General features: G+C 49.5%; 15 protein-coding genes. 4 read left to right on the top strand and 11 right to left on the bottom strand.

The window, feature by feature from the left end:
• Window positions 1–4: 4 nt before the first annotated feature.
• The 6 genes from AC791_RS01505 to AC791_RS01480 form a co-directional block, all read right to left on the bottom strand.
• Window positions 5–1,738, bottom strand: a complete 1,734-nt coding sequence (locus AC791_RS01505) for a ShlB/FhaC/HecB family hemolysin secretion/activation protein (protein WP_049838719.1) — start codon at window positions 1,736–1,738, stop codon at window positions 5–7.
• A gap of 10 nt (window positions 1,739–1,748) precedes the next feature.
• Window positions 1,749–2,747 (bottom strand): fimbrial protein, encoded by a 999-nt coding sequence (locus AC791_RS01500; RefSeq protein WP_049838718.1) that lies wholly within the window; start codon window positions 2,745–2,747, stop codon window positions 1,749–1,751.
• The gene (locus AC791_RS01495; protein ID WP_049838717.1) at window positions 2,744–5,332 is read right to left on the bottom strand and encodes a fimbria/pilus outer membrane usher protein; all 2,589 of its coding nucleotides are present in this window, start codon (window positions 5,330–5,332) and stop codon (window positions 2,744–2,746) included. The genes AC791_RS01500 and AC791_RS01495 overlap by 4 nt, the downstream gene beginning before the upstream one ends.
• 26 nt (window positions 5,333–5,358) lie before the next feature.
• Window positions 5,359–6,093: a molecular chaperone gene (locus AC791_RS01490; protein WP_049838716.1), complete on the bottom strand. Its 735-nt coding sequence runs from the start codon at window positions 6,091–6,093 to the stop codon at window positions 5,359–5,361.
• A 51-nt stretch (window positions 6,094–6,144) separates the two neighbouring features.
• The gene (locus tag AC791_RS01485; protein ID WP_049838715.1) at window positions 6,145–6,708 is read right to left on the bottom strand and encodes a fimbrial protein; all 564 of its coding nucleotides are present in this window, start codon (window positions 6,706–6,708) and stop codon (window positions 6,145–6,147) included.
• A gap of 303 nt (window positions 6,709–7,011) precedes the next feature.
• Window positions 7,012–7,770 (bottom strand): M48 family metallopeptidase, encoded by a 759-nt coding sequence (locus AC791_RS01480; protein ID WP_049838714.1) that lies wholly within the window; start codon window positions 7,768–7,770, stop codon window positions 7,012–7,014.
• Between the two features lie 281 nt (window positions 7,771–8,051).
• Here AC791_RS01480 and tkt point away from each other — a divergent pair, with 281 nt between their 5' ends.
• Window positions 8,052–10,043 carry a transketolase gene (gene tkt / locus AC791_RS01475; protein ID WP_049838713.1) on the top strand — a complete coding sequence of 664 codons (1,992 nt, stop codon included), beginning with the start codon at window positions 8,052–8,054 and terminating at the stop codon, window positions 10,041–10,043.
• A 74-nt stretch (window positions 10,044–10,117) separates the two neighbouring features.
• Here tkt and AC791_RS01470 read toward each other — a convergent pair whose 3' ends face one another.
• From AC791_RS01470 to AC791_RS01450, 5 genes are read right to left on the bottom strand one after another with little or no spacing between them, the layout of a single operon-like run.
• Window positions 10,118–10,774 (bottom strand): ABC transporter ATP-binding protein, encoded by a 657-nt coding sequence (locus AC791_RS01470; RefSeq protein ID WP_049838712.1) that lies wholly within the window; start codon window positions 10,772–10,774, stop codon window positions 10,118–10,120.
• Window positions 10,768–11,445 carry an ABC transporter ATP-binding protein gene (locus AC791_RS01465; RefSeq protein ID WP_049838711.1) on the bottom strand — a complete coding sequence of 226 codons (678 nt, stop codon included), beginning with the start codon at window positions 11,443–11,445 and terminating at the stop codon, window positions 10,768–10,770. Before AC791_RS01465 ends, AC791_RS01470 begins: the two co-directional genes overlap by 7 nt.
• The gene (locus AC791_RS01460; protein WP_049838710.1) at window positions 11,433–12,140 is read right to left on the bottom strand and encodes an energy-coupling factor transporter transmembrane component T; all 708 of its coding nucleotides are present in this window, start codon (window positions 12,138–12,140) and stop codon (window positions 11,433–11,435) included. The genes AC791_RS01465 and AC791_RS01460 overlap by 13 nt, the downstream gene beginning before the upstream one ends.
• Window positions 12,141–12,719, bottom strand: a complete 579-nt coding sequence (locus tag AC791_RS01455) for an ECF transporter S component (protein WP_049838709.1) — start codon at window positions 12,717–12,719, stop codon at window positions 12,141–12,143.
• A 20-nt stretch (window positions 12,720–12,739) separates the two neighbouring features.
• Complete coding sequence (locus AC791_RS01450) at window positions 12,740–13,165, bottom strand: PPC domain-containing DNA-binding protein (protein WP_049838708.1); 426 nt, start codon at window positions 13,163–13,165, stop codon at window positions 12,740–12,742.
• 376 nt (window positions 13,166–13,541) lie between these two features.
• Between AC791_RS01450 and epd the strand changes: the two genes are divergently transcribed.
• The 3 genes from epd (at window position 13,542) to fbaA (ending at window position 16,955) form a co-directional block, all read left to right on the top strand.
• Window positions 13,542–14,561 (top strand): erythrose-4-phosphate dehydrogenase, encoded by a 1,020-nt coding sequence (gene epd / locus AC791_RS01445; RefSeq protein ID WP_049838707.1) that lies wholly within the window; start codon window positions 13,542–13,544, stop codon window positions 14,559–14,561.
• 49 nt (window positions 14,562–14,610) lie between these two features.
• Entirely contained in the window at window positions 14,611–15,774 is a 1,164-nt protein-coding gene (gene pgk, locus AC791_RS01440) for a phosphoglycerate kinase (RefSeq protein WP_049838706.1), read from the top strand.
• Between the two features lie 101 nt (window positions 15,775–15,875).
• Entirely contained in the window at window positions 15,876–16,955 is a 1,080-nt protein-coding gene (gene fbaA, locus AC791_RS01435) for a class II fructose-bisphosphate aldolase (protein WP_049839048.1), read from the top strand.
• The last annotated feature ends 44 nt before the right edge of the window (window positions 16,956–16,999 follow it).

Raw genomic sequence — 16,999 nt, 5'->3', positions numbered from 1 at the left:
TTATTTAAAAATTAACTTCCAACTTGTAGTAAACCACCGTGTTATCGACAGTATTTTTGTCCATTGAGTCTGGTTTTTTAACCGGCCAACCCGCAGCCACCGATGATGAGAAAAACCGGCCAGAGGCTTTCACCCCCACACCCGCCCCCATCATAAACTGGCTGTCGCAGGCATTAACGCCTTCGGGACAGTTATCTTTAGCAAAACCAAGGTCATAACCCAGATAGGGCGTAAGCTGGTAAATACCCGCAATATTAATATCGAAGGGAAAATTAAGCGTATTGGCAATCCAGGCACCGCTGTCCACCATCAGTGAATCATCTTTAAAACCACGCACAGAATACTCGTCGCCCAGCGTCATTTTATAATCACTAACCAGAGTATTATTGGTATACTGAAAACCCGTATTCAGTTCATAATTAATACCCAGGCGGCCAAACTGAAATAGTGGTCGTGACCAACTGGCTATTCCATTATATCTAATATAATTGACGTCAAAACCATCAAGATCTTTATCATTTTTCCAGGTAGCATTAGACCAGGGGGTGCCGAATGATGCGCCAACATCACCATAGAACCATCCTCCCAGTAATGCACCGACCCATGTTATGCCGGAAGATAGCGATGAGTAGGTTTTAGAGCTGACATCAATCTGATCGCCTTCAATACCGTTATAGTTTTGGCGTTTTTCGAACTTCGCCCACATACTGGTTTTACCGGACGCATTACGGGTAAGCATTCTGCTTACCCGTATAGAAGAACGCTCAGAATGTCCATCGCTATCATAGCCGCCATAATAACCACCAATCATCTTATCATAGCTGGATTTATAATATGAAAGATCGACTCCCCAGTACCCAAGCGGAATACTGTAACTTAACGACAACGAATCCTGGCTGTCTTCGCTGTTATTAAGGTTGTTCCATGAATAATAAGCATTAAAAATATCATTAAGACCTGCGATGTCCTTTAGGGTGGCACTGCCATAATACTGCTGCCAGCCACTGGATTTTGAGCCGGAGTTATTCAAGCCTGTCGCTAAAGATAATGGAAAGACAGGTTGGGTAATAAGGTTTAAATCGGAACTGGCATTAACAACAGATGGGATCAACTGAATGTTATCCCGACCAGAGACGCGCATCAGGTTTTCAACGGCCTGGTCAATATCCTGCATATTGAGAACATTTCCTTTTGCAAAAGGATATGCGGTAAATAAACGTGTACGCTGGCGAAATCCCGGCTCTTTACCATTAGCTTTGAGCGTATCAATTTTTCCCCACAGGACGCGCAGGGTTAACGTACCTTCCTTTAAATTACCCGGCTCAATGCCAACCAGGGTAGTGACATAGCCACGTGCAATATAAAAGTTAGTCAGTTCGCGGACCAGATTAAAGATATCGGCTTTACCTAATTCTTTACCCTGATAGCGCTCAATGATGGCAACACGCTGAGGCGCATCTTCAAAAAGATCATCGTCAAGGATAACGATTTTATCAATTTTGAATTTCCACGACGACGAGTCTTCCTCTTTCGCCGGCTGCTCGCCCTGGCTTATGGTGCGTTGCTGTTGTAATCGTTGTTCTGTGCGTTTCGCATCTTCGATTAATGCCTGATTATTTTGCCTTTCAAGACGGTCAAGCTCTTGTTTATTTTGCTGTCCTGGCGGTAACTCAATAGCGTAGGCTGTTGAAATAAAGGGCAGCGCTAAAAGCAGTTTTTTATAGTGTTGAATAGACATAATTTCCTTATTATTGAATCAACATAGTATATTGGATGGCGCCGACGATATTTCCTGCGCCTAATTCTGTCTTACGATTTATTCCGCCAGGGACATAAATTTGCGCTTCGTATGTTTTAGTTAAACTGGAAGGAACGTTATATTCATAGACCTTGTCGAGAACGAGCAATGTAGAATATCCTGACAATTTCTCATAAAGCCTGATAGCAAAATTAGTGGCATAGCCATCGCCTTTTTCCACACCAATTATCCCTTTTCCGGTGCCAAAAGGTATTTTAGCAGTAGAGGTGAAGGTCAATAAAACGTCGGCAGGAGTAGGGCATGAAATAGTAATATTGAATGTTTTTTTCTCTCCTTGACTTGAGGCGCTGTTGGAAAAATAAGCCAGGTCATATGAACCCAGATCGATACTATTGCTGGATGGATAAATAGCACATGAGCGGGTCACGACCTTAATCGATGAGCCAAAATTAATTGCCATGATCTGTAATTTATCATTGGTATTGGCGGTCGGCGATACAGTAGCTTTCGCTATCTCCCCTGCCGGAATATAACTTTCACCCTGATTTAACGTTCCGGTTTGCACAAATTCAATCAGCACTGTATTTCCTGTTATGGAGCAGCCGGTTTTACACACCAGCGAAGTGGAGTTGCCGGGGATCCAGACGCCTGCGCCGTTTGCTGGCCATTTAATTCGTATGCCGATCCCAGGGATTTCAGTCGCGTATACGTTATCCTGGGCGGTGCTAATATAATTACGACTGTATGTCGAGTGCCATATTGTTGAATTATCCGTATCACAGATATATTTAACATCAGGCATCGGAAACGTTTTTGACCATAAGACTGTACCCGCCGCGCCTTTATCAGCAGGGTTAAGCGTAATGTCGTCAGCAATGTTTAAGATAGACTCTGCAGAATTAAGCCTACAGGTTGCTGCCTTTACTACTGAGCAGGCCAGCAGCATAATTAATAGTGCTGAGGATATATGTTGTAAAATCTTACTCATTTTTTAACCCCGGAGTCGTAGCATGGAATGGTGAGCGCATTGATATCGTCCTGCGCTGACTCTTCTGCTTTCTCTTTAGCTTTATATTGATAGTTCACGGTACATTGTCTTTTCTGCTTGTCTTTATTCCATTGAATAACAAAGGTATTGCTTCCATTATTTAATGGAATCATGGCCATACCACCTTGTCCGACAATGCCAATATTTTTTAATTCGGCATCATTGATCGATGCGCCAAAAGGAATAGACTCATTTTGATCATGTTGGAAATAAACCAGCATCTGCTTATTTTGTTGCGTCCCCATTTTTATTAAAACTGCCGAGCCTGCGGTTGGAACGATTTTACGGCGTGTGTCATCAACATCTACACTCATCGCTGTACCTTTCGGATCGAGGAATACATCATTATATTTGTATGGCGTCAGGTAACTGACGATGCCATAACCATTGTCTTTAATGACGGCTCTCGAATCAGGGTAGATGTGCGAACCTTCCGCTCCTTTCGCTTCAACGATACCGATAGTGTCGCTTAATAAAGGCGCAAAGTTAATCCCGCCTGGGTGCGCGACAATACCGCCATTTATATTAATGCCGCCCATAAATGAATCACGAGACTGGCTATAGGACATTCCTGTTGTCGCGCTGTCACCGGTCCATGAAAGATTCATACCAAAGTTGGTGTCAGGAGTATTTGACTGGCTGAAATAGCCACCAAAACCTAACTGTGAATACTCTCCGGCAGAGCCGTTCAGTGCCGTACGGAAATTTGCCTCATCGCTGTTATAGCTAAGATTGGCCGTCAGGTGTGCTTTCTTCTCATAACGGTGACCCAGAGGTAAGGAGACGTTGAGATAAATCGTATCATCATGTCCTCCTTCATCATTGTCCGTTCGGCTGACTGAGATCCCCCAGTTGGTGCTACCAAACTGATTGTTATAACCCAGGGTGAAGTTGGATTTATCAGTGTGAGACAGCTTCTCATTCCAGACATTACCTACGAAGCCGCTGACATAAAAACTTCCCCAACCGTCCGGCAGCATCTGGTTAATGTTGGCTTCCAGCCTTTCACGATAACGATCCGGATTAGCATCCTGTTGCCCCGATTCAATCGCCTGTTTCAGGTTGATAGCATCACTTAATGAGTAATAATTTTTGCTGGAATAGCGATAACCAATCAGGCTGAAATTGGTGCCGGTTTCCACCATATTTCGGGAAAGACTAATTCGCAGGCTCATATCGCAGAACCGGCCGCAACTTCCTGTTTCTGGCATATCGTCGAAGTCGACAAATGAACGCGTAACGTCGATACCCACCGCGCCCAGCCAGGTATTCACCGCGAGACCGCCCATCAGGGCCATATAATCGCCGTCAAAAGCGTTTTGTCCGCCTATATAGCCGGTCAGATTATTCATCAGGCCATATTGCAGGGTGCTTTCTATTAGCGATGGGTCCTCAGAAAGATTAGTATTACGAATATTACCTGCGACAAAGGAATAGCGATAATAGCCTTCACGTAATAGCTGAGGCACGCTGGAGTACGGGACAACAAACGATGTCTGTTTACCATCAGTTTCCTTAACCGTGACTTCAAGATCGCCGCTATAGCCGGTTGCGTACAGATCGCTAATGGCGAATTCACCCGGTGGCACAACTTTCTCATAAATCGTATTACCGGCTTGCTTAATGGTCACCGTGGCGTTGCTGTTTGCCATGCCGCGGACAATCGGCGCATAGTTGCGTACGGAATCAGGTAGCATACGATCGTCAGTTGACAGGCGAACGCCGCGGATGCCGGTGGTATCAAAAAAATCACCTGTGGTGCTGAGATCGCCGAGCGTTATCTGAGATTGCCAGGACGCAATCGCACGCTCCGCATAAGCCTGGATATGCTCATAATCATTTCCCTGGCCATTATTCTGCATGTGCGCGCTGTCATAGGTTGTAAAACGCCATGCGCCTAAGTCCAGAGAGGTGAGAAGGTTGCCATAGCCGTAATTAGCCGTCTCCTGCTGCGGTTCACGGTAGTGCGTGCTGGAGGCGCTTATCGAATAAGATGCGGTCAGTGCTGGAACACCGTTATCCCACAACTCCGGGCTGATATATCCTTCGGGTGTATTCAGCAGCATGGCCTGTGGGACCGTTACATCCAGCCTTTCATCTTCCTGATTGTACTTGACCGTTGCGCCCGGGATCAGGTCGGGCAGAATCAGACACGGTGTTGATTGCCAGTTTTCCGGCAATTTTGATGTGTCAACATCAAAGCGAATCACCATTTCTGGCGTTAAACACGCGTTTACCCCTTGCTCATTGTTTGCCGCAACAAAGCGAACAGGCCAGCTATCGACTTTTTTCTGGTTGCTGTAGATCTCAAGTTTGTACTGACCGGGAAGAATTTTCTCTGCGCCATCAAACTGCGAAAGATCGATGCCGCTATCGTAATAGTGCATAAAACCCTGAGAAAAAGAGACGCTTTTTTTCTCATTGGCTGCATAGCTATTTGAGTGACATAAAAGCAGGCTTATGCATTGTAAAATAACCAGACGTCGTAGCCTGGGACGACATCTTTTTTTTCCATTGGCGCTCATTTAACCATCCTGGTTGGCTATCCATCTTAGAAGTTATATGTTTTTTTAATGTATGCACCGAGGTCAGTGATGTAGTTATATTTAAAAATGCCTTTACCGCTTATCGAACCGACCTGCGGAAAGTGATAAGTCAATGTGCTATATGGAAGAACCATATTGCCTACGATTTGAACGTCTTTACCCTGTCCATCTGTTAACCATACATTAGTCATACTGACGTGGTAGGGGGAATTATTTGTACCTATAACATCATATCCCCTGGCAACTTTGCGTAATTCCCAATGTAAATTATCGGCAGCTTCTTGAGGATTACTTTTCAAACCGGCTGGGCGGTAAAAAAACTTAATCATGGTGCGAAAAGCCATTTTTAACTGGTTTTTGTCAGCACCTTCGGGCATGTCTGGCGGAATATCCAGTACGTTAAGCCACAGCAGCGTTTCCCGGTCTTTAGGATATTTACTTATTGCTCCTTTGGTCTGGAAAATACGGAATACCTTACCTTTCTGCGCATTTACCCTTGCTGCGGGTGGATTAATAAAAAAAGGTAAAGCTTCCTTTGTCATGCCATCGCTCTTTTCATCGCTGGATAACCAGACCTGAACTAATTCCGGGGCATTTCCAATATTATTTATTCTAATGGTTTGCTCTTTTTCTGCCGCATTAAAGGCGATGCGGGTTGATAATATTTGTATAGTGGCATTAGCACTGCCTATGCACATGAAAGCGCATAGCGGTATAGCTTTCAATAAATTACTTAACATATTCTTAGACTCTAAAAAGGAGGGGCGGATAACGCTCCCGCCCCGTTTTGATTACTGATATTTAATAGAATAAACAACGTCTGTATTCACTGTACCCGCCGTTGCTGCACCGCCTACGGCAACATATTGCGCCCAGTAATCGAAGCGTGCAGTATTTGATGCAACGGTAACGCTTTTGGCGGTATTGTTGGCAGTATTCAGATTCAGGATAGCCTTGTCTGAATCCAGTAAGCCAATTTGTACTTTTTCAGCGCCGCCGCTACTTTTTGCCGTGCTGTTTTTCAAATAGCCAGTGGTTGCATCAATATTGGTGCTCTGTGCCACTTCAAAAAATACGTTTGCCACTTTACCATCCGCACATTGGGTGCCGCTTAGCGTAATATGGAACGGCGTATCTCCCGCGCGCTCACCTTCTTTGCTGAGTGCGGTAGTGCTTATTGATGGTAAAGTCACAGTGAAATCTGGTGTTGTTGATTCACTGGTGCTACCACCGGTTATAACACAGGTGGCATCGCTAATTGTCCCTGTAAACGTGATGGTGCCATCTTCTGCGGCAGCGACATTCCCTGCGCTAATAAGCACAGCCAACAAGGTGGCTTTACAAATATAATTCATGCTTGTTTCCCTTTTTGTATCCGATGTGATGTAAAAATATTTAACTAATATTAAATGGGAAGTCATTATATTAAATGCGTAGATTGCTGCACATTATTATTTACTAAATATTAATTTAGTTTTATTAAAAGTATCACTAATTGAAATCGCATTATTTAAATGAATGATTATTTATAAATCATATGTTATTTGTATTTTTGTATAATTAATAGATACGGGTGATGATATTGACGTCTGAAATTACAAGGGTGAATGAAAAAAGGGGGCCGGAGAGCAGGGCACTCTCCGGCTTTAATGTCCGTACTATTTGATTCCGTCTGCGCTCATGCGATCGCGGATATGCTGGGCGCGGGCTTCAGATGCGGGGTGATCGTCGAACATTGAGCTTTGGCGGCCGGCTTCCAGTTTTGCCAGCTTCTCAAAGCTGGTGGCCAGACCCGCCGGGCTGATCCCGCGTTTGCGCAGCAAATCATAGGAATAGTCGTCCGCTTCTGATTCCTGACGCTGAGAGAATTGCGAATTAACCAGTTTTTCGCCTAAGTCGCCCAGCTGGGATTGGGAGAGGCTACCCACTATACCGCCAGCTGAAGTTGCGGCCCCACGCACGGCGTTGGTACCAAGAGCAACCTGCATTCCTTTCTTCACGTGACCCAGTGCAACGTGGCCCATTTCATGACCGATAACCGCTTCGACCTCATTATCGTTCATCATGTCCATCAGGCCGCTATAGACGCGGATACAGCCGTTTGCCATCGCAAAGGCATTGACGTCTTTAGTCTGATAAACCTTATAATTTACCGGCTGACCATTAATATTATCGCCCAGCGCATCGGCGATTTTTACCAGACGCTTGCTGTAATCGCTGCTGGATGGCGCGATAGAAGCTTTGCCGTCCATTTCTTTACAGGCTTCATCACTCAGTTGCTTTACTTGCGCGTCACTGAGGGTATAAGCCTGAAACGCCTCTGCACCCGAACTTAAAAAACCATTAGAGTCCATATTTTGACAGCCGGTCAGGGCGGTCGCGATCCCAAGAGCAAGTAAGGTTGAGCGAATTTTCATTTATTCTCTTCCACATGAGTGAGGTATTTATTCTGATAATGTACTGGTTCGATATAAATCAGTATCTGAAAATGAGTATAAAGAAAAATTTAGCTGGCAGGCGAGGAGATTGCGCAACCTGCACGGACGATCCGGAGATTTCTGAATCCATGCAAGGATGCTCCATGTACATGGCTTGTCGCTTGGGTTACATTGTTGGCACTTTTTTCCGGCGTAGCCCAAAACGCGCTGTCGTCAAGTCGTTACGGGCATGGCCTTCATTTATCCGATCTGGAGTCAAAATGTCCTCACGTAAAGAGCTTGCCAATGCTATTCGTGCGCTGAGCATGGATGCCGTACAGAAAGCCAAATCCGGTCATCCGGGTGCCCCAATGGGTATGGCTGACATTGCCGAAGTCCTGTGGCGTGATTTCATGAACCACAACCCATCTAACCCATCCTGGGCCGACCGCGACCGCTTTGTGCTGTCTAATGGTCATGGCTCCATGCTGATTTATAGCCTGTTACACCTCACAGGTTATGATCTGCCAATCGATGAACTGAAAAACTTCCGTCAGCTGCACTCGAAAACGCCGGGCCACCCGGAAGTGGGTTATACCGCAGGTGTAGAAACCACCACTGGTCCGCTGGGGCAGGGGATTGCAAACGCGGTAGGTATGGCGATTGCTGAAAAAACGCTGGCCGCCCAGTTCAACCGTCCGGGCCACGACATCGTCGACCACCATACCTATGCCTTTATGGGCGATGGCTGCATGATGGAAGGCATCTCTCACGAAGTATGCTCCCTGGCAGGCACGTTAAAGTTAGGCAAACTGGTCGCGTTCTATGACGACAACGGCATCTCCATCGACGGTCATGTTGAAGGCTGGTTCACCGATGACACCGCGAAGCGTTTTGAAGCCTACGGCTGGCACGTAGTGCGCGGTGTTGACGGTCATGATGCTGACGCGATTAAACGCGCAGTAGAAGAAGCTCGTGCGGTCACCGATAAACCGTCACTGCTGCTGTGCAAAACCATTATCGGTTTTGGTTCGCCGAATAAAGCCGGCACACACGATTCTCACGGTGCGCCGCTGGGTGATGCCGAAATCGCCCTGACCCGTGAACAGCTGGGCTGGAAGTACGCGCCGTTTGAAATCCCGTCTGAAATTTATGCGCAGTGGGATGCCAAAGAAATGGGTCAGGCTAAAGAGTCTGCGTGGAATGAGAAGTTTGCCGCGTATGCTAAAGCTTTCCCACAGGAAGCCGCTGAGTTCACCCGTCGTATGAAAGGCGACATGCCTGCCGATTTCGATGCTAAAGCCAGCGAGTTCATCGCTAAATTGCAAGCTAATCCGTCTAAGATTGCCAGCCGTAAAGCATCGCAGAATGCGATTGAAGCCTTTGGTCCGCTGCTGCCTGAATTCCTCGGTGGCTCTGCCGACCTCGCACCGTCTAACCTGACAATCTGGTCAGGCTCTAAAGCGATCAACGAAGATACCGCAGGTAATTATATTCATTACGGCGTGCGCGAATTCGGTATGACTGCGATTGCTAACGGGATCTCCCTGCACGGTGGTTTTCTGCCGTACACCTCAACCTTCCTGATGTTCGTTGAGTATGCCCGTAATGCAGTACGTATGGCGGCGCTGATGAAACAGCGTCAGGTCATGGTGTATACCCACGACTCTATTGGTCTTGGCGAAGATGGCCCGACTCACCAGCCGGTAGAGCAGGTTGCCTCCCTGCGTTTAACGCCAAACATGTCGACATGGCGTCCGTGCGATCAGGTTGAATCTGCCATCGCGTGGAAGTACGGTGTTGAGCGTCAGGACGGCCCGACGGCGCTGATCCTGTCTCGTCAGAATCTGGCGCAGCAGGAACGTAGCGAAGAACAGCTGGCAAACGTTGCGCGCGGCGGTTACGTACTGAAAGAGTGTGACGGGCAGCCGCAGCTGATCTTCATCGCAACCGGTTCTGAAGTTGAACTGGCGGTGGCAGCCTATGAAAAACTGACTGCTGAAGGCGTGAAAGCGCGCGTGGTTTCCATGCCGTCTACCGATGCATTCGACAAGCAGGATGCTGCTTACCGTGAGGCCGTACTGCCGAAAGCTGTTTCTGCACGTGTTGCTATCGAAGCAGGTATCGCTGACTACTGGTTCAAGTACGTGGGTCTGAACGGTGCTGTGGTTGGCATGACCACGTTCGGTGAGTCTGCACCGGCAGAGCTACTGTTTGAAGAGTTTGGCTTCACCGTGGACAACGTTCTGGCGAAAGCGAAAGAACTGCTGTAATTAAGATATAATTGCACGGTATCTTCTGCAACGGGTCGCGTAATGCGGCCCGTTTTTTTATCCGTAAACCACTATCACTCGTTGCTGATAAGCGACCCCTGATCCAGGCGCACCACGCGCGCAAAATGGCGGCGAGTGAATGCTGGATCGTGGCTTATCGCCAGTACGGTGGTCCCGCGCTGGCGACAGGTGATTAGCCAGCGCTCAAAAATATCCAGCCAGCGATCGTCAAAATCACGGCTGGGTTCGTCCAGCAGAATGATCGGCGGCGCCAGGGCTTCCAGCGAGGCAACGGCCACCATCCGACGCCGGGCCGTGTGTAGATCCAGCGGGTGTGCCTGCGCCACGTCTTCTAAACCACACAGCGCCAGGGCGTCAGCCGTACGCTGAGCAATTTCCGCAGCGGGTCGTTTTTGCAGATGCAAACCGAATGCGACCTCTTTCTCTACCTGGCTGTGAAAAATTTGGTTTTCTGCTTCCTGAAATAAGACTCCAATTGCGGCGGCGCGCTGTTGGTTTTTGAGGTGTGCCAGCGGGCGACCATGAAGCGTAACGCTTCCTGAGTCAGGAGTAAGCAGTCCGGCCATCAGCCGCAGCAAGGTTGATTTTCCCGCGCCATTGTCTCCCGTCAGCGCCAGCCACTCGCCCTGTTTTATCGTTAGCGATAGCGCCCGCAGGCAATCATCGTCAGCACCCGGCCAGCGATAAGAAACGTTAGTAAGCGCTAACATACTAACTCCAGCTGCCCGTCGAAAAGCTGCCATATTTGCTGACAATAATGACTAAACGGTTCATTTTTTCGCTCCAGAAGGATGACCAGCGCCTGTCTTTGCGCTGCCCAGTGTTGCAGACGTGCCAGTAACATTTGCGTAGCCTGCGTGGTCAGGCGACTAAAGGCCTCATCGAGGATCAGGATCTGCGGCTGCATCGCCAGCGCACAGGCAATGACTACGCGCTGCGTCTCACCGCCGGAAAGCGTAATCGGATGACGTTTGCGCAGAGACTGGCAGTCGGTCAGCGTTAGCGCAGCGTCAATGCGCTGAAGAATATCCGCAGGGGACAGGCAAAGATTTTCCGGACCAAAAGCGACTTCCTCCTCCACGCTGAACGTGCAGCCGGAAAGTTGCAAATAGGGTGATTGCTGGACAAGTTGGATGGTTTGCGCCTGTTCGACCAGCGAACATTGACCTATTGGCATGCCGAGCAGGCTGCCATTCCCGCTCACCGTGCCGGGAAGAAAGTCGGGATACCAGCCGGCCATCAGCTGGGCTAATGTACTTTTGCCGCTGCCGTTGCCGCCGGTGATCAACACCATGCCCGGACGGTCATAATGCCAGGTGATATAGCGCTCTGGCTGTGTGCTACCGGAAGGTCGAAAGCAAAAGCGATCTAACGTAACCATAGCCATACTCCTGCTTCAGCCACCATTGTGATGAGCATGCCGTAACGCGCCAGGCGTTGTACAACGCTGTCCGGAGGCGCCCAGAGGGTGGTGCGCCGGGGATGCAGACGGAATGCCCGCATATCAAGGGCCGCGCCGCGCACTGCTAAATCATTCAGAGCGTTATGTGTCAGCGGCACCACCAGCGCGGGGAGTGCGCTCAGCCGCTGATACCAGTGGCCATCGAGCGGCACGCCGCGCGCCCGTTGCGCCTCATGAATGGTGGTCAGCCGTTGTTTAAGCTGCTCCACCACCAGAAGCGGTCCGGCGAACAGATAAGCCATCCCCGGCGGGAGATGTGAGGCAAACAGCGCGCGAATAAAACGGTGAACCGGCACATACTGCATCCAGAATTGAGAGGTAGAGACAATTGCCATGATGCGTAGCCACAGGGTAATGGCATTTGCCCAGCGCTGCGGATCGCGCGGTTGTCCGCTCAGCCATGCGGTGATCCAGCCCCCGTGGACCAGCCACAGCCCCGCGCCCAGCGATATCATTAACCACGCGACGTAGCGCGCCCGGTGACGGGTAGCGCGACACAGCACCAGCAAGAGAAACGTGGCCGGGCTATATACCATTAGAACTATACCTGAGGGCATTAACAGCGTGGTCCAGGCCGCCAGCGCCCACAGAGTCAGCGACGTAAAAGGATGCATTTAGCGGACCGCCGTTGTTCCCGGAAAATGCCGCAGCGTCCGTTGCGGAAGCTGGCGCAGCAGCACCCAGACGACGATCGCTGTAAGGATTTTATCGACCAGATTTGCGCCCAGAACGGTAACAGCGACAGATTCAACCAGGTTTTGCCCCATCGAGTGCATCCACGCGACGAAAAGATCGGCACCGCTGCCGGTTACGCCGCCAAACAGCCAGGTGCGCAGTGGTACAGCGACTAACGTTACGGCAAGCGTAATAATCACACCGCTAGCAATGACTTTTGGCAGAGTCCGAAACCAGCCGGCTCGTGCCAGCCAGCCTGCGACCAGCCCAATGACCATGGCAACAGGGGCAAATGCGGCAGCGATAGGATCGGTCAACAGACCCCAGAGTAGATTCGTCAGCAGCCCGGTTAACATGCCGATCCACGGTCCCAGCAGAATCGCGCTAATGAATGTTCCGATTGAATCCAGAAAAATGGGCAACTTCAACATACTCGCCAGCTGCCCCCCGACCATATTGATAGCAATACACATCACGATTAGTGCCAGAGAGAGACTGGAAAAACGGCGTTGAGCCATGAAAACCTCTTATCAATAGTCTAGTTGCGTGGCGTAATAACCAGCTCGTCATAGCCAGAAATGGCGCATGGCTGGCGGCTAAACGAGAGTGATTTCAGTTCGCCAATAATCAGTTCAAGGGTGGTACGCACGGTACAGCCGGGCATCATATGTCCCCCGAGCATAACGCCGTCCGGATCGGACACCGCAAGATGCAGATGTTCGCCCGTTAGCTCCAGCGTGCCATTGAGTGAAATCACTTCATACGTCCCGGCTAATCGGGTCGTTTCTTCGCGGCCGGCATAGCGTAACGCAACATCGGTGAGGCTCCCGGTACAGCCTGCAATCCATCCGGCATGGATATGATGTGCATGAATGAAAGCATGGAGTTGAGCAAAGACTTCCTGACCAGGAAGAAGACGAAGGGCGTAAAAGTGCGCGCCAGCAGGGAGGTTTAAATGTTCCATAATAGGTTATAACTCCGGGACCCGGACGTGCGGCGGATCTTATGCGTGTAACGAGGTACGAACTCTGATTTAAATCAGTAAATGTCATTACGGACAACTAAAAAGATTCGCTATCGTTATACATAATTCCCGGTATGGAATAAAAGCCCAGACACGGTCAGGAGAAAATGTGACGCAGATCAGATAAATGTGCTTACCCATAAGGCATTCATTCCTTTTATTCCACAATTCACCTATCCTAGCTGAACCGTTTCAGTCGATTAAATGTTCGACAATTAATCAATCAGTCGCAGTTTGTGACAGGCAAGGTTTCCCTGAATGGGCTGCTGCATTATTCTGTCAGCTTCATGGAATCGGGACGTTTTGCAGGAGATCTATGACCGTACGTGTAGCGATTAATGGCTTCGGTCGCATTGGGCGCAACGTGGTTCGTGCTTTATATGAATCCGGGCGTCGGGCGGAAATGACCGTCGTGGCAATCAATGAACTGGCCGATGCAGCAGGTATCGCACATTTATTGAAATACGACACCAGCCACGGACGCTTTGCCTGGGATGTGCGCCAGGAGCGCGAGCAGCTTTTCGTCGGTGATGACGCTATCCGTCTTCTGCATGAGCGCTCAATTGAGGCGCTTCCCTGGGGTGAACTGGGTGTCGATATCGTGCTGGACTGTACCGGCGTATATGGCACTCGCGATCACGGGAACGCTCATCTGACTGCGGGAGCAAAAAAAGTTCTCTTTTCGCATCCTGGCAGTAACGATCTTGATGCGACAGTAGTCTATGGCGTTAATCATGACGCGCTACAAGCGGAAGACCGCATCGTCTCCAACGCCTCCTGTACCACAAATTGTATTATTCCGATCATTAAATTGCTGGATGATGCGTTTGCTATCGAGTCCGGCACGGTGACAACAATTCACTCTGCAATGCACGATCAACAGGTGATTGACGCTTACCATCCGGATCTGCGTCGTACACGTGCGGCGAGTCAATCCATTATCCCGGTTGATACAAAGCTGGCTGCGGGTATTGCCCGCATTCTGCCGCAGTTTGATGACTGTTTTGAAGCTATTGCCGTGCGCGTACCGACAATAAACGTGACGGCTATCGATCTTAGCGTCACCGTGAAGCAACCGGTAAAAGCCATTGAAGTCAATCAGTTGCTGCAAAAAGCAGCACGGGATGCATTTCATGGTATAGTTGACTATACGGAATTACCGTTAGTCTCAACTGATTTTAACCACGATCCGCACAGTGCTATTGTTGATGGCACACAAACGCGCGTAAGTGGTGCGCACCTGATTAAGACGCTCGTCTGGTGCGATAATGAATGGGGCTTTGCTAACCGAATGCTCGACACGACGTTAGCGATGGCAGCTATTGGTTTCAGGTAGGGCGCTTGTTGCGCCTGCAAAACTTTAAGAATCAACGAGAGGATTCACCATGTCTGTAATTAAGATGACCGATTTGGATCTTGCTGGTAAACGCGTTTTCATCCGTGCGGATTTGAACGTACCAGTTAAAGAAGGGAAAGTGACCAGCGATGCGCGTATTCGTGCTTCTCTGCCGACTATCGAACTGGCCCTGAAACAAGGTGCTAAAGTGATGGTAACTTCTCACCTGGGTCGTCCTACCGAAGGCGAGTACAATGAAGAATTCTCTCTGCTGCCGGTAGTTAACTATCTGAAAGACAAACTCTCCAGCCCGGTTCGTCTGGTAAAAGATTACCTCGACGGTGTTGAAGTGGCTGACGGCGAGCTGGTCGTTCTGGAAAATGTTCGCTTTAACAAAGGCGAGAAAAAAGACGACGAAGCACTGTCCAAAAAATATGCAGCACTGTGTGATGTATTTGTGATGGATGCTTTCGGTACGGCTCACCGTGCCCAGGCGTCAACTCACGGCATCGCAAAATTCGCTGACGTAGCCTGTGCTGGTCCGCTGCTGGCAGCTGAACTGGATGCGCTGGGTAAAGCGCTGAAAGAACCAGCTCGTCCAATGGTTGCCATTGTGGGTGGTTCTAAAGTTTCCACCAAACTGACCGTTCTGGATTCCCTGTCTAAAATCGCTGACCAGCTGATCGTGGGCGGTGGTATCGCCAACACGTTTGTGGCAGCTCAGGGCCATAACGTAGGCAAATCTCTGTACGAAGCCGATCTGGTTGATGAAGCTAAACGCCTGCTGACCACCTGCGATATCCCGGTTCCGACGGATGTTCGCGTGGCTACCGAGTTCTCTGAAACGGCAACCGCAACCCTGAAATCCGTTAGCGATATCAAAGACGAAGAGCAGATCCTCGACCTGGGTGATGCTTCCGCTGAGAAACTGGCTGAAATCCTGAAAAATGCCAAAACCATCCTGTGGAACGGCCCGGTAGGCGTGTTCGAATTTGCTAACTTCCGCAAAGGCACCGAAGTTATCGCTAACGCGATCGCTGACAGCGACGCGTTCTCTATCGCGGGCGGCGGTGACACTCTGGCGGCTATCGACCTGTTCGGTATCTCCGACAAAATTTCCTATATCTCTACTGGCGGCGGCGCGTTCCTCGAATTCGTGGAAGGTAAAGTTCTGCCAGCAGTTGCCATGCTCGAAGAGCGTGCGAAGAAGTAATCGTTACTATGGGCAGGGTTTCCTGCCCGCTGTTTTCTGGCCGCGCTGATATCGGCGCGGTAGATATTTTTCTCAGGCCCGACGATACAGGACTCCGTAACATGTCTAAAATTTTTGATTTCGTAAAACCAGGCGTCATTACTGGTGATGACGTACAGAAAGTCTTCCAGGTAGCGAAAGAAAACAACTTCGCACTGCCAGCGGTAAACTGCGTGGGTACCGACTCTATCAACGCCGTCCTTGAAGCTGCAGCGAAAGTTAAAGCCCCGGTTATTGTCCAGTTCTCTAACGGTGGTGCGCAGTTTATCGCCGGTAAAGGCGTAAAAACCGACGTTCCTCAGGGTGCTGCTATTCTTGGCGCAATCTCTGGCGCACATCATGTACATCAGATGGCTGAACACTACGGCGTGCCGGTGATCCTGCACACTGACCACTGCGCGAAAAAATTGCTGCCGTGGATTGACGGCCTGCTGGATGCGGGTGAAAAACACTTCGCTGCTACCGGCAAACCGCTGTTCTCTTCCCACATGATTGATCTGTCTGAAGAATCTCTGGAAGAAAACATCGCGCTGTGCTCTCAGTACCTGACCCGCATGGCGAAAATCGACATGACGCTGGAACTGGAACTGGGTTGCACCGGTGGTGAAGAAGATGGTGTGGACAACAGCCACATGGACGCCTCTGCGCTGTACACTCAGCCGGAAGACGTTGATTACGCGTATACCGAGCTGAGCAAAATCAGCCCGCGTTTCACCATCGCGGCGTCCTTCGGTAACGTACACGGCGTTTACAAGCCGGGTAACGTTAAACTGACCCCAACCATCCTGCGCGACTCTCAGGAATATGTTTCTAAGAAACATAACCTGCCGCACAACAGCCTGAACTTCGTATTCCACGGCGGTTCCGGTTCTACTGCTCAGGAAATCAAAGACTCCGTTAGCTATGGCGTAGTGAAAATGAACATTGATACCGATACCCAGTGGGCAACCTGGGAAGGTATCCTGAACTACTACAAAACTAACGAAGGCTATCTGCAGGGCCAGCTGGGTAACCCGAAAGGCGCAGATCAGCCGAACAAAAAATACTACGACCCGCGTGTGTGGCTGCGTGCTGCGCAGACATCCATGATTACGCGTCTGGAACAGGCTTTCAAAGAGCTGAATGCCGTAGACGTTCTGTAATTAACACGTGCTAAACGTGTCGTTTAAAGGCCCGCATCAGCGGG

Origin of the sequence: Klebsiella sp. RIT-PI-d (assembly GCF_001187865.1) — a bacterium.
GTDB lineage: Bacteria > Pseudomonadota > Gammaproteobacteria > Enterobacterales > Enterobacteriaceae > Superficieibacter.
Note: the sequence above shows the minus strand (reverse complement) of the source record. Positions and strands in the feature narration are given on the sequence as shown.

What these genes read in the sequence shown, in the direction of transcription:
- AC791_RS01505 (WP_049838719.1), bottom strand. Translation starts at nt 1,738, where the DNA reads ATGTCTATTCAACACTATAAAAAACTGCTTTTAGCGCTGCCCTTTATT.
- AC791_RS01500 (WP_049838718.1), bottom strand. Translation starts at nt 2,747, where the DNA reads ATGAGTAAGATTTTACAACATATATCCTCAGCACTATTAATTATGCTG.
- AC791_RS01495 (WP_049838717.1), bottom strand. Translation starts at nt 5,332, where the DNA reads ATGAGCGCCAATGGAAAAAAAAGATGTCGTCCCAGGCTACGACGTCTG.
- AC791_RS01490 (WP_049838716.1), bottom strand. Translation starts at nt 6,093, where the DNA reads ATGTTAAGTAATTTATTGAAAGCTATACCGCTATGCGCTTTCATGTGC.
- AC791_RS01485 (WP_049838715.1), bottom strand. Translation starts at nt 6,708, where the DNA reads ATGAATTATATTTGTAAAGCCACCTTGTTGGCTGTGCTTATTAGCGCA.
- AC791_RS01480 (WP_049838714.1), bottom strand. Translation starts at nt 7,770, where the DNA reads ATGAAAATTCGCTCAACCTTACTTGCTCTTGGGATCGCGACCGCCCTG.
- tkt (WP_049838713.1), top strand. Translation starts at nt 8,052, where the DNA reads ATGTCCTCACGTAAAGAGCTTGCCAATGCTATTCGTGCGCTGAGCATG.
- AC791_RS01470 (WP_049838712.1), bottom strand. Translation starts at nt 10,774, where the DNA reads ATGTTAGCGCTTACTAACGTTTCTTATCGCTGGCCGGGTGCTGACGAT.
- AC791_RS01465 (WP_049838711.1), bottom strand. Translation starts at nt 11,445, where the DNA reads ATGGTTACGTTAGATCGCTTTTGCTTTCGACCTTCCGGTAGCACACAG.
- AC791_RS01460 (WP_049838710.1), bottom strand. Translation starts at nt 12,140, where the DNA reads ATGCATCCTTTTACGTCGCTGACTCTGTGGGCGCTGGCGGCCTGGACC.
- AC791_RS01455 (WP_049838709.1), bottom strand. Translation starts at nt 12,719, where the DNA reads ATGGCTCAACGCCGTTTTTCCAGTCTCTCTCTGGCACTAATCGTGATG.
- AC791_RS01450 (WP_049838708.1), bottom strand. Translation starts at nt 13,165, where the DNA reads ATGGAACATTTAAACCTCCCTGCTGGCGCGCACTTTTACGCCCTTCGT.
- epd (WP_049838707.1), top strand. Translation starts at nt 13,542, where the DNA reads ATGACCGTACGTGTAGCGATTAATGGCTTCGGTCGCATTGGGCGCAAC.
- pgk (WP_049838706.1), top strand. Translation starts at nt 14,611, where the DNA reads ATGTCTGTAATTAAGATGACCGATTTGGATCTTGCTGGTAAACGCGTT.
- fbaA (WP_049839048.1), top strand. Translation starts at nt 15,876, where the DNA reads ATGTCTAAAATTTTTGATTTCGTAAAACCAGGCGTCATTACTGGTGAT.